The organism is Paenibacillus sp. N3/727, assembly GCF_022637315.1.
Lineage (GTDB): Bacteria > Bacillota > Bacilli > Paenibacillales > Paenibacillaceae > Paenibacillus_AQ > Paenibacillus_AQ uliginis.
Genome location: NZ_CP093336.1, coordinates 3,070,803 through 3,083,495 on the forward strand (window position 1 = coordinate 3,070,803; position 12,693 = coordinate 3,083,495).

Sequence of the window (12,693 nt, forward strand, 5' to 3'; positions counted from 1 at the left end):
CATTAAAAATACTGGAGGATTTTATATGCAAATAGTAACTTTGAACAATGGTATTAAGATGCCTCTACTTGGTTTTGGTGTTTTTCAAATTCAAGATGCAAGTGAATGTGAACAAAGCGTTTATGATGCTATAATGGCGGGCTATCGGCTGATTGATACCGCTGCCTCTTATCTAAATGAGGAAGCGGTAGGAAGAGCGATCAAACGTAGTGGCGTGGCAAGAGAGGAGTTATTTATCACTACGAAACTTTGGGTTCAGGATACCGGTTATGATCGCACAAAAAAAGCATTTGAAAATTCACTGAAACGATTGCAATTGGATTATTTGGATTTGTATTTAATTCATCAGCCATATGGAGATGTTTGCGGATCTTGGCGCGCGATGGAAGAATTATATCGTGAAGGTAAAGTCCGGACAATTGGCGTCAGCAACTTTCATGAGGATCGTCTGATCGATTTAATCCTTCATAATGAAGTGGTTCCTGCCGTAAACCAGGTTGAAACCCACCCTTTCAACCAACAAATCGAAAATGCAAAATTTATGAAAGAGCATAATGTTCAGATCGAATCCTGGGCGCCTTTTGCAGAAGGGAAAAATAACTTATTTCAGAATGAGGTATTGGTATCCATAGCTGAAAAATATAATAAATCTGTTGCTCAGGTGGTTTTACGTTGGTTGACACAAAGAGAAGTTGTTGTGATTCCAAAGTCTGTTCGTAAAGAGAGAATTATCGAAAACTTTAATATCTTCGACTTTGAGTTAAGTCAAGAGGATATGGAGTCGATTACTACGTTAGATATGAAACAGAGCCTGTTCTTTTCGCATCGAGAACCTGACATGGTGAACTGGATCGGTACCCGTAAACTCGATATCTAACCATCTTTCGAAAGATCACCAGTAGGTTCTGATTACCAATTTAACAATAACCTTTAAAAGTATGGAGTAGATTCCCCTTGGGCAATCTACTCCTCTTTTTCTTTTTACAGTATCAAGATGTTTATTAAGCTAATCTGCCCGTGTTGTAGTGAACCTCGTCCTTTTCCAAAAATTCGAACAATTCATTCACGGCTAATGGCAGATTCATTAGTAACTCATCATGCTTACTAATCTTTTCAAAAGAGGTAAAATGAGAGAAATGATGTAAAGACTTTAATTGAGTTGTTTCTCTAAACAAGTGTTTTAACCTGAAATCCACCTCTTCGGTTGAGCCAGGTAACTTTATTAGTGTATAGATTTCTAAAAATCTCCTGATGGCATTAGGTAATAGGAGTATATTTTCGCTTTGTTCAGAACATCCCTCTTGATAGTATTTAAAAATTATATTAAAAGGTATATCAGAAGAATCCCTACGATATAAATAAAGCGTTTCAATATAGCAGACTCCTTTATAAAAACAGGTATTTGTGTGTTCCACAGCTGCTATTATGTCAAAACAATCTGTATTCTCTCTGTAGCCAACCTGTAATTTGTCTGTAGCGGCGAGAAATCAAAAAAGACCGACAGTAAGAAACCTGTCGATCAAAGCAATACAAAAAAGATATTCAGAATCTCATTTTTATCATGAATAAATAATAGAATATAACAGGTAATCCTACGATAACAGATAGTACTGTGGATACAGTATATACTTTCTTCTCATCTCGTAATAGAAATAGTAAAAGCTTATACCCCAAAATACCAACCCATCCACCTAAACAATTTAAAATAATATCATCAATATCTGCTGTTCCAATGCCTAAAAGCCCCTGGGTGATTTCAACAAATAAACTCATTATAAATATAAACAACAGATTGATTATTTTATTGTTCTTAAATAATGACAAATATACACCAAGGGGAATGAAAACAAGTATATTGCCAACCACATTAGAAAATGCGAATTTTTTTAAATTAGCAGAGCTACCAGATATGTAATCACCTATGCTATCAAAAGGTATGAGATTGATTGACCTATCTACAGGCCTTTGGCTACTAAATAGCTCCGAAATCGAAACTCTCGATAAGAAAAATATTTTAAGTAACAAAAGTAAGTAACAGATGAAAACAGCATATAAAAAGACTTTTTCTATTCGTTCTCGTGTATTCATAAAAGCTCCTTTTTTTCTATGATTCATTACATCTTCGGCAAGCTCATCCAAAACAGAACGCCGTTCGGAGTGTTTTCCAGAGCAAAATCAACGTTCATGGATTCCAACGTTTTACGGACAATGGCCAGTCCCAAGCCACTTCGTTCGTTTTTCCGGCTCCGCGCCTTATCCACGCGGTAGAACGGGTCAAACAGCTTCGGCAGAAACGTATCGTCAATCCTCACTCCCATGTTCAACACGCAAAGGCGGTATTGGGCAGCGACAGACTCGCTCCATATTCGAATCTCGCCGCCGTCCGGCGTGTTCTGCACCGCATTCAATATAACGTTTGAAAATGCCTTTTTCAACATTTTAGGGTCGGCGAGGCAGGTCTGCCCGTCAGGAATATCCGTAACAATATGCTGACCGTTTGCCTCAGACAATGTATGAAAGTCAGTCATCATGTCGGCAACGGTACGCCTGATGTCCAGTTTTTCAGGAACGGGTACGATTTTCCCGTCGCTCAGACTGACGATCTCCAGTATATCGGAAATCATTTTGCTCTGTGCATCCATCATCTTCATGCATTCGCGCAGGTATTTGGGATGGTCCTTGTAATCGCCTATATTTGCAAGCATTCCCTCCAGCAAGACGCTTGTAGCCGCGACAGGCGTTTTTAACTCGTGGGAAGCCGCAGAGAAAAAATACCGTTGTGTTTCCTCCAATTCGCGCTCCCGCAGGATTTCGTCCTCTAATTGGGAGATGGTTTTTTTCAGCCTGTCGTACATGGAATGAACGTCGCGGGCTAATATGCCAAGCTCATCTTTACGCTCCGGCAGGGGTGGGACATCTTCGAGATTCGCCATCTTAGATGTATTATCCGCCAAAGTTTTGATTGGTTTCGTCATCTGCCGGGCAAAGACAAACGCGCTTATAACGCAGACGGCAAGCATGGCAGACAACATAACAAGCACACGCGCAATCAAGTTACCGTATTTTAATGAAAAAACGTCGTCGTCGAAGACGTGGAGTACATAGCCATTGCCAATATAAACTATGAACGCAGATGTTTCGCTATCGGCGTTCATGCCGACCAAACTGCTGGATGTATCAGCGTCAGGTGTCACATAAACGATGTTGTCGCCTTTGTCTGTAATATAGAACCGAAAAGTCTGGTTCCTATCATGAAATTGATTGGCTATCTCAGTAATATCGACATTCCCTTGTGACCGGTCGATTAATTGCTTATATGTGCTGCTGATTTTTTGGAGTTGGAGGCCCGAGTAATAGGACATAATCTGCGACGAAAAGAGGGCTGCCGTCGCGCCGACCAACAATGTCGAGAAAATGATTGTGTAAATGAATACTTTGATGAATATTCCGCTTCTCTTCATTACGTTTCTTCCTCCAAGCGGTAACCTACACCTCGAGCAGTCTTGATGATATTCTCAGGCAGCTTCGCCCGCAGGTTTTTAATATGGGTGTGCACGGTGCTGCCGTCGCCGTCAAAATCATAGCCCCACACGCGAGATAAGATGATTTCATGAGATAACGTCCTGCCCCTGTTCTGAACCAATAGCATAAGGATTTCAAATTCTTTGAGTGTCAAGGGCAGTTCCACGCCGCCGTAAACGGCTTTGAAATCATCCGGCAGAAGCTTCAGCTTGTTATAGCGGATTTCTTTTGCCAACGCGCCGCTTCGCCGGAGCAAGGCTTCCACACGTTTCAACAGAAGCTGAATCTTGAATGGCTTTGTCACATAATCATCCGCTTCTGAGTCAAACGCCTCGATTTGGTTTTCGTCGTCTGAAAGGGCGGTCATCATCAGTATAGGTGTATTATTTAGCTTGCGAAACTCCCGTAAAAGCTCATGGCCGCTCATACCGGGCAGCATGATGTCGAGAATTACAAGATGGTAAATATTGTTATAAAATTTTTTGTGCGCTTCGTTACCCTCTATGCAGGCATCTACTCTATATCCGGCTTCGCATAAAAAGGTTTTGACGGTATTACATATATGCTCGTCATCCTCGACAAGCAGAAGTTGTATGTCCATAAATATCCCTCCTGAAAAAAGATAGCATAGTAATCTGTAGTTTGACTGTAGATTTAAGATAGATTTTTTTCCGTTCCAATTTCAATCGTCCGTCATGTAGCTTCGTTATTACTATCGTCCACCTGTTAGATCACATTAAATTAATTCACCTCCAATAGTTGCAATAGCCTGCCCGTTAGCTTAACGATCCAAGAGTATTCTTTTACATACGATAGATCAGCCTTTAATCCATATTGTTGCTTAGCTTCCTCTGCGGTAAGGAATTCTCATGGTTTTTTCAGATAGTCTCTTTGATTGTTCCATACGTAGCAATTTCCTTTACTTTTTCTGAAACTGCCCATAATTTCTGTATGACTAAAATTCCGAGTCCGCAGTAATGGGTACACTTTTGTGTCAAAAAACTACAATGGGGTCACATTTGTGCATTTTTTCATGACACAAATCTTACCTCATTAAAATAAGAAAAGCCCGAGCGATCAGGTTTTAGTGCTTTATGGAATGTGGACACTTTTGTGTCATTAGACATTTTTGTCGGAGGACAAGAATATGTACCGTTAAAGGACAAGAACTTGTACCCTTTGCCGCCCTTTTCGACTTTTTTTCCTTGTTATAATGAAATTGCATGGAAACATAGTTAAAGGGTATAAATCATTGTAGTTTGAATTGATGAATGCCCTAATTGATTCTTCAAACGTGGTACATCATTGTTCTCTAAATGATAGCGAGTTGCAAATGAGTGCCTCAAGGAATGCACCGTTAACGCCGGTTTCCCAAAAGCAACAGCATATTTTTCAATTAGTTTCTCAATTGATCTTGGTGTTAATCTGCGACTTACTCCTTTGCGGCCAATTGTTACTGCCATAAATAAGAAATTATCGAATTTTTCAGGGGAACATCTTGTTTCTCTGATCTTGAGATAATTCTCCAGATCCAACAACGCTTGAGTACTAAAATAAACATATTGCTCTTTATTGCCTTTACGAAGAACACGAACTAACCCCTTATTTACATCCAAATCCTCAATGTTGATTCCAGCTACTTCTGATAATGGGATAAAGTTCTTGTCAAAACCATCCCACAATCATGAGAATCTAGTACCACTAAAGCAGGAATGGTTCGTCTTAGTAAACCACCTATAGCTGCACTGAGAAGTGTGGTTAATGTTAGATATCCTGTTGCACCTACTAATGTTTTTATCATTGTGTCTATTTCAATCTCTACTGCTGTGTCTCTCATCATAATAAAAGTATATAGTACACCTGATGCAGCAATAATAAACGCCACAGGAATGGTTATAATTGCCAATGCCAAATGCTTCGTGGATAATTGAAACCCACTCCAAGGTATCGTAGTTAAAGTAGTTCGAATCTGTCCACCAGTATACTCCGAACAAGTAGCTATGATACCAAGAATAATGAACCCTGCTTGAAGATATCCCATAGAAGCAAGTCCTATATTCAGTATACTTTGCGTTCCTGCTGCCCCTTGTAGACCAGCAGAAGAAGTAAAAGCTGCTCGCAGCCGCTACAAGTGTCTCAATCAAACTAAAAAAAGCTGGCGCCGGTAGGTTTCCGGAGCCAGCTTTTTCAGCTTCGTTAATTTCATTGTCCCTTAATCGGGGCAAAATAAAAGGCTTATTTATTGTAGGCTTACCAAATGCTCACGCGGTCTTTAGGAGCGACGTACATGGCATCCTTTTCGGTTACTTCGTATGCTTTATAGAACTCTGGGAAGTTGGAAACGGTACGGTTTACGCGTACTTTGTTTGCTGAATGCGGGTCGATTGTCGACCGATACGCAGCCGATTCCTTACTCATGGTCATACGCCAGATCGTTGCATAACCTTCAAAGTAGGCTTTGAAGTCCGGGTTTTCCATTTTGGACAGCACTTGAAGCGATACGGCCATACCGCCAAGGTCGGCGATATTTTCGCCTACTGTCAGCTTGCCGTTATTGTACACGCCAGGAATCACTTCAACATGATCATAGTAGGAAATAACCTGATCGCATTTTTCCTGGAACTTTTTAAAGTCTTCAGGGGTCCACCAGTTGACCGCATTTCCGTTTTCATCGAATTCAGAACCTAAATTATCAAAAGCATGGCTGATTTCATGCGCAATGACCATGCCGATCGCTCCCAAATTCGTTTCATGTTTGGCTTTGATATCATAAAATGGAGCTTGCAGAATGCCCGCAGGGAACACAATTTCGTTATTCAGCGGATTATAATAAGCATTTACCTCATAGGCGCTCATCATCCAGATGCTCTTATCGACAGGTTTTCCAAGCGAAGCGATCCTTTGTTTTTTGGCTTCTTTATTGATTGCCACCATGTTGTCAAACAGCGATCCGCCGTCCGCAAAAGTTTTAATCGAAACATCCTTCAAGGAATCATTCCACTGATCTGGATATCCGATTTTGATCGTCATTTTATCCAGCTTTTTGATGGCTTTGGCTTTGGTTGCTTCAGACAGCCAGTCCAGCGTTTGGATCCGTTCTTTATAAACCTCGATGAACTGCTTAACCATTTGTTCAACGTCTTTCTTGGCCTCTTTCGTGAAATATTTTTCTGCGAATTCCTGGCTGAGATACTGACTCATGACGGCTTGGGTGGTCATAACCGCCATTTCTTCATTTGTCTTTTCGCCTTCAATTCCAAACCGTTGGGCTTCAAATTCATTTTCCAATTTCAGAAAATCTTCCGATAAAGTGCCGCCGGCATTCATCAACAAAGTGGCTTTGGCGTAGGCTTTGAGCTTGTCCAGATTTTTCTCGTTCAATACTTCCGCGCTTTTATTCAATAATCCAACGTCGGTTACAATCACTTTGTCTGCTTTATCGACTTGGAATTCTTTCATATATTTGCCCATATCGATCGATTTAAAGAGCTGAACGAATTTTTCTTTGGTGTAAGGATTATAGGAAATTTCCACATTTCCCTGAACTTGGGGGTCCATAGTGGATGCAGCGAGTTCTTTTTCGAATGCATACACATCTTCGGCTTGCGCTTTTGCCGTTTTCTCGTCGGTACCGGACAGTACAAACAATTTGGCTAGATAGTTCGTGTACACTTTTTTGGTCTTTTCGTCGTCGGAGACATAGCTGTTTTTGTCAAGGCTCGTGTTAAGGCCAAAGAAATACAGCGCATTGACATTACTGTCCTTCGCGTCGCCTAGCACGGCAAAAGACAACAAAGCGCCTTTCGAGATTTCGTTCTCCATCTTCATGCTGGCAGCAAATAATTCCTTGACGGAGGAAGCCTTGTCCAGAGCGGTTAAATAAGGTGCAATCGGCTTGATTCCTTGCTTGTTGCGGTTTTCTATATCGAATACCGATTTGTAGAAATCGGCGATTTTTTGTTCTTTAGAGCCTGCTGGGTTTTGTTTTTTTACAAGTTCATCGATGATTGCTTTAATCCGGTCTTCATTGGCTTTTGCCAGCTCTTTAAACGCGCCGTTGGACTTTTCGCCTGCCGGGATCTTGGAGTCGTTCAGCCATTTTTTATTGACGTATTCATAATAATCATCGCGTGGATTCGAGCCTTCAAGGGCCATGACCCGGTTCGTCAGCGTAAGCAGTTGTTCTTTCGTGATATGATCAGAAACGCCAAGTTTGCCGTCCGGATAACCGGTGACCACGCCAGAAGCGGTCAGCTTGGCGATTTCATCTTGTGCCCATTTCGGCACGTCGGTAAAGGATGCGGAGGTATTGGCTACGCGCAAATCATTGCCTTTTGGTGCAGGCAGGTCCGAAAACGCGCGGCCGAGCATGATCAAAGCTTCAATTCTGGAAACTTCCTGATCTTCTTTGGCATCTTCTTTGCCGTAACCTTTCAAAATATCTTCTTTTTTGATGCCCGGATTGTAGTCATCTGCGGCATTCAGCAAAAATTCTACAACTTCTCCCCGTGTTAGGTTCGGTTTGGCTTCTTGTGCCAGCACGGATGTAGGCAACGCGGTCAGGAACAATGATGAGGACAATAATAATGCTGCAATTTTTTTCAAATCGTCTCCCCCTAATGATGAAACCTAAAGTTAGGCATCTCGTTTACGGTAAAATACAATAGCTACTGTAATAAAGATCAGTGTCCATAACATTAAAATACCTGTCCCTTGCATTGGTGTAAGGATATTTATTTCATTAGAGGAAGGCGGCATATACATATAATATCCTGCCGTATCCGGAAAATAATTAGGTAGAAAATCTCTCGACAATGGACTGACAATGAAATAATAACCAAGAAGTATTACTAAAGCAGGAGTGGTTCGTCTTAATAAAGCACCTATAGCTGCACTGAGAAGTGTGGTTAATGTTAAATAGCCTGTTGCACCTACTAATGTTTTTATCATTGTGTCTATTTTAATCACTACTGCTGTGTCTCTCATCATAATAAAAGTATATAGTACACCTGATGCAGCAATAATAAATGCCACAGGAATGGTTATAATCGCCAATGCCAAATGCTTCGTGGATAATTGAAACCCACGCCAAGGTATCGTAGTTAAAGTAGTTCGAATCTGTCCACCAGTATACTCCGAACAAGTAGCTACGATACCAAGAATAATGAACCCTGCTTGAAGATACCCCATAGAAGCAAGTCCTATATTCAGTATACTTTGCGTTCCTGCTGCCCCTTGTAGACCAGCAGAAGTAAAAGCTGCGGCTAAAACTAAATTAAGAATGAATGTACCAATAAGAGTGAGCCATATCAATGGTAATGTAACTAATTTTTCCAGTTCAGCACCAAGGATTTGTGTTATCTTTCTACTAGATGAGACACTCATGATGCAACGTCCCTCCTATGGAATACAATAGCTGCAATAATGAAAATAACGACTACCCAGGCAAACATGACTAAACCGCCTGTGAACGGAGTGTGATATCTGTCGAATAAACTGCCTGTGAACGGGGTGTGATATCTGTCGCTCGTAAACATAAACATATCAAGGCCAGCCCTATCTGGTAAGTAAAACGCCAACTTTGTAACCCTATAAAGCAGGACACTAAATGATACAACGGATGAATTTATCATGAGCACAGCAAGCGGGATGATGCCATTCTTAGTTAGCAAAGTAATCCCAAGTGCTAAAAGAGCAGTGAATGTCCAGTAACAAACTGCACCGATAAGTCTAGACCATTCAAATGCAGGGGCATATTCACCAAGAATAAGATGCGTTGCTGACACAGTTGTCATAATAGCAACAATACACAGCAGTATGCTGATCACTGTCACAGCGCCTGCTTTTGCCAGCAAAAAATGAAGTCGGGATGAAACAGCAGTTAAACTTGTTGTAATCTGTTGTCCTCCACCAGATTCACTGCTCTCTGTCAAATACTCACTGCTGACAGCAAGCACACCAAGAATAATGACACCTTGCACACCAAGACCTAATCCGATATAGCCAACTTCCGATAGTCGTGTGCTAACTCCAGCTATAATCTCCTCTTTTTGTACTATACTGTCCAAGGCAGCAATGACCGCTGGGGCAAATGCTCCAATAAGAAAGGCAAGCCAAATGCCCGGCAGGGAGAACAATTTAGATAGTTCCGCGTTGAATGCTCTCATACAACATCACCTGCATTTTCAGATGTCAGAGCAAAAAAGGCTTCCTCCAGCGTGGAATGGTTACCTATTACTTCTTCCAATGTTCCATCTGCAACGATTTTTCCATGCTTAATAATCACCACATCATCAACAGTCTCTGCAAGCTCTCCCATTAGATGACTGGATAGTAACACCGTGTTTCCAGACTCAGCACGTTCACGTAAAAATGTCCGAATAAAGCGGATTCCTTCTGGATCGAGCCCGTTTACGGGTTCATCTAAAATCAATATTTTTGGATCACCAAGTAGCGCAGCTGCCATTCCAAGTCTTCTCCCCATGCCAAGGGAATAATTCCCGACCCTTTTCCCAGCTGCATTAGTAAGACCTACTATTTCCAGAACTTCCTCGACACGTGAGCGAGACAATCCTGCGGCACGAGCAATCCAACGTAAATGTGCCCGTCCTGTTCGCATACGATGAGCTCCAAATCCATCAAGTGCAGCACCTATTGTTGCTAGAGGATTATGTAATTCTGCGAATGGCTTTCCATTAATTAGTGCACTCCCTGAGGTAGCACGATCTAATCCAAGCAGGATGCGAAGTGTAGAACTTTTACCTGCCCCATTTGGACCTAAAAAACCAGTTACTCTGCCTGGTCTAGCTTTAAAACTGATACCTGATAAGATTTCTTGAGTTCCGCGATGTTTGAATAAGTTATTAATTGTAAGCAACCATAACACTTCCCTTCTGTTATGGTTCTAATTATAAAGAAGCAAAGTTACATCTCGGTTATCATGCTGTTTACTTCTGGGTTAACTTTAGGTTAAGCTCTACCAATAGCTACTCTTGTGCCATATTCATTTGATGTAAAGTCAGCTTTCAGCTTCATTTTTTTTAACATATAATTTGAAGTCGATAAACCAATTCCCGCCCCACGCTCATAGGAAGAGTTATCCATACCTGGACCTCTGTCTGCAATAATGATCTGTTCTTTTTCTACATCAACCACAATGTTTGCATATTTCCCCTCTGCTGCATGACGAAGAATATTCTGAAATAAATTATCCAGAACTCGTGTCATCCATTTAGGATCTGCTTCCCAATAAAAAGTCTCCTCTGACGGTAAATCAATATCGAGTTGAATTTCTTTTTCTTCAAATACAGGATACCACGCAGCAACAGATGCTCTTACTAAACGTCCAATATCTGTTGAAGTGGGATGAAAAGGATGTTTCCCTGATGTAAGCAATGTATAGGAAAGTAAATCATCCATTAGATCTCCGACTCTTGTAATCGTATGGTTCATCTCTGTTAATGAGTTTTGTCCTTCTAAACTTATTGATTCTTTATTTAATCTGGTGACATGCCCTCTCAAAATGGTAAGTGGCGTGCGTAAGTCGTGAGATAAATTCGCAATGAGTCGATGTCGTAATAATTCCTCTTCATATTCTCGCTTGCGACTGTCTTCAAGCTGCTGAATCATCCAATTAAAAGAACTTCCTAACTGGTCTATTTCATCCATACGATCCGTTTGAACAGATATTGGTTTAGGAAATGAGTTATTATAAGCTGAAAATGACATGACTTCCTGTAAGCGGGTGAGACGTTTACGAAGTCTCAAGAAGAAAATCCAAGATATTACAACAAAAGCGACAATAATAAAACCAAACAAAAGTACTATAACGTAAAATAGATTTAACGTATTCAGATCTTCTTCATTGAAACCCGAAAAGTCAATGAACGCAGAGAAGAAAATAAGCACAATTGGAGGAAAAAAGATAAATAGAAAATGTCCTTTTAGAAAACGACGAAATAATGATCTAGTCTGTTTCATAGTTTCACCCGATAGCCTATTCCCTTCAACGTTTCAATAATCTCTGGGGAATCTGGATGACGTTCCAACTTTTGACGCAGTCGACGGATATGCACCATTAATGTTTTATCACCAGTTATATAAGCTTCTTCCCAAATTGCTTCATAAATTTGTTCTTTTGGTAAAACTTGATTAGGGTGGCGTAAGAAATACATTAAAATTTGATGTTGTTTCCCTGTCAATATAATTTCTTCTCCTGTGCGTTTGTCAAATACCATTTTGACTTCTGGATCTACTTCAATATGATTTCCTAATGAAATGCGTTCGGAATGTGTTCCACCACTTCGACGGATTAATACTTCTAATCTTGCAACTAATTCATCCGTATGGAATGGTTTCGTTAAATAGTCATCAGCAAATTGTAAACCATCTACCTTATCATCTATCGATGTTCGAGCAGATAACAGCAAAATAGGAACAGCAGGAGCTGCCTTTTTTAATCGTTTTCCCACAGTAAATCCGTCTAAACCGGGTAACATGATATCCAAAATAACTATTTCATGCTGATTTACTTCTTTTTCGGCTCCTTCACCAGAAAGCAGCCACTGAACTGAAAATCCTCGCTGTTCCAATTCTTCTTTTACCCAACTGCCTATTTTCTCATTATCTTCAATATATAATACGTTTCTTTTCAAGTAACATCCCTCTTTCTAAATTGAGTTCACTATTAGACAGATTAACACGTTCGTTAATATAGTTTCATAAAAAAGAGGCCCGACTAACTGATTGGATCTTTCTGTTCCTAAATAAATAAAATTTATAGCATCAAAATAAGTAATCTTCATAAATGTTCACCTCGGTATAAACATTATCTTTCTTTCAAAATTCGGTGGGTTTTATTTAAACTATGTCCTCAGTATCTTTACGGGAAGTATGTTATACGGTTTCATACGTTAATAAGTACTATTTCTAAACTTTGAGTAGAACGACCGTCGTGAACTCAAAGGAGACAGATCTAAAAAGACGCGATTTTGTTTTTGGATATTAGTCTATTTAAATAATAGGATACATTAAACTATCCTGCTCGTTAGCTTAATGAAGCTTAGCCAAGGATATCAATCAGCGCAATTCCATTGCCTTCTTTGTCCGTTTCATCGGAAAGGATTTCCATTTTTCGATTTTACTTTACCAAACTAAGACTCATGACAATCG

11 protein-coding genes and 1 pseudogene are annotated in these 12,693 nt (G+C 40.3%); 1 reads left to right on the forward strand and 11 read right to left on the reverse strand.

All coding sequences use genetic code 11. The annotated features are described in order from the left end of the window. Window positions 1–25: 25 nt before the first annotated feature. Window positions 26–877: an aldo/keto reductase gene (locus MNQ98_RS14095; RefSeq protein ID WP_241933724.1), complete on the forward strand. Its 852-nt coding sequence runs from the start codon at window positions 26–28 to the stop codon at window positions 875–877. Between the two features lie 665 nt (window positions 878–1,542). On the opposite strand, the gene MNQ98_RS14100 is transcribed toward MNQ98_RS14095, so the two are convergent. The 11 genes and pseudogenes from MNQ98_RS14100 to MNQ98_RS14150 all read right to left on the reverse strand — a co-directional run bounded on the left by MNQ98_RS14100 (window position 1,543) and on the right by MNQ98_RS14150 (window position 12,176). Then, complete coding sequence (locus tag MNQ98_RS14100) at window positions 1,543–2,139, reverse strand: VanZ family protein (protein ID WP_241933725.1); 597 nt, start codon at window positions 2,137–2,139, stop codon at window positions 1,543–1,545. Beyond that, window positions 2,115–3,461 carry a HAMP domain-containing sensor histidine kinase gene (locus MNQ98_RS14105; protein WP_241933726.1) on the reverse strand — a complete coding sequence of 449 codons (1,347 nt, stop codon included), beginning with the start codon at window positions 3,459–3,461 and terminating at the stop codon, window positions 2,115–2,117. The genes MNQ98_RS14100 and MNQ98_RS14105 overlap by 25 nt, the downstream gene beginning before the upstream one ends. Further along, entirely contained in the window at window positions 3,461–4,123 is a 663-nt protein-coding gene (locus tag MNQ98_RS14110) for a response regulator transcription factor (protein WP_241933727.1), read from the reverse strand. Before MNQ98_RS14110 ends, MNQ98_RS14105 begins: the two co-directional genes overlap by 1 nt. Window positions 4,124–4,757: 634 nt before the next feature. Continuing rightward, a pseudogene (locus tag MNQ98_RS14115) lies at window positions 4,758–5,171 on the reverse strand (tyrosine-type recombinase/integrase); the annotation flags it as partial. Next, window positions 5,159–5,563 (reverse strand): hypothetical protein, encoded by a 405-nt coding sequence (locus MNQ98_RS14120; RefSeq protein ID WP_241933728.1) that lies wholly within the window; start codon window positions 5,561–5,563, stop codon window positions 5,159–5,161. The pseudogene MNQ98_RS14115 and the gene MNQ98_RS14120, both read right to left, overlap by 13 nt. A 209-nt stretch (window positions 5,564–5,772) precedes the next feature. Beyond that, the gene (locus MNQ98_RS14125; protein WP_241933729.1) at window positions 5,773–8,127 is read right to left on the reverse strand and encodes a M13-type metalloendopeptidase; all 2,355 of its coding nucleotides are present in this window, start codon (window positions 8,125–8,127) and stop codon (window positions 5,773–5,775) included. 30 nt (window positions 8,128–8,157) lie between these two features. After that, window positions 8,158–8,907 carry an ABC transporter permease gene (locus MNQ98_RS14130; RefSeq protein WP_241933730.1) on the reverse strand — a complete coding sequence of 250 codons (750 nt, stop codon included), beginning with the start codon at window positions 8,905–8,907 and terminating at the stop codon, window positions 8,158–8,160. Continuing rightward, window positions 8,904–9,689, reverse strand: coding sequence for an ABC transporter permease (locus tag MNQ98_RS14135; protein WP_241933731.1), 786 nt, complete (start codon window positions 9,687–9,689; stop codon window positions 8,904–8,906). Before MNQ98_RS14135 ends, MNQ98_RS14130 begins: the two co-directional genes overlap by 4 nt. Then, window positions 9,686–10,399, reverse strand: coding sequence for an ABC transporter ATP-binding protein (locus MNQ98_RS14140; protein ID WP_241933732.1), 714 nt, complete (start codon window positions 10,397–10,399; stop codon window positions 9,686–9,688). The genes MNQ98_RS14135 and MNQ98_RS14140 overlap by 4 nt, the downstream gene beginning before the upstream one ends. A 92-nt stretch (window positions 10,400–10,491) precedes the next feature. Further along, complete coding sequence (locus MNQ98_RS14145) at window positions 10,492–11,502, reverse strand: sensor histidine kinase (protein ID WP_241933733.1); 1,011 nt, start codon at window positions 11,500–11,502, stop codon at window positions 10,492–10,494. After that, window positions 11,499–12,176 (reverse strand): response regulator transcription factor, encoded by a 678-nt coding sequence (locus tag MNQ98_RS14150; protein WP_241933734.1) that lies wholly within the window; start codon window positions 12,174–12,176, stop codon window positions 11,499–11,501. Before MNQ98_RS14150 ends, MNQ98_RS14145 begins: the two co-directional genes overlap by 4 nt. Window positions 12,177–12,693 lie beyond the last annotated feature (517 nt).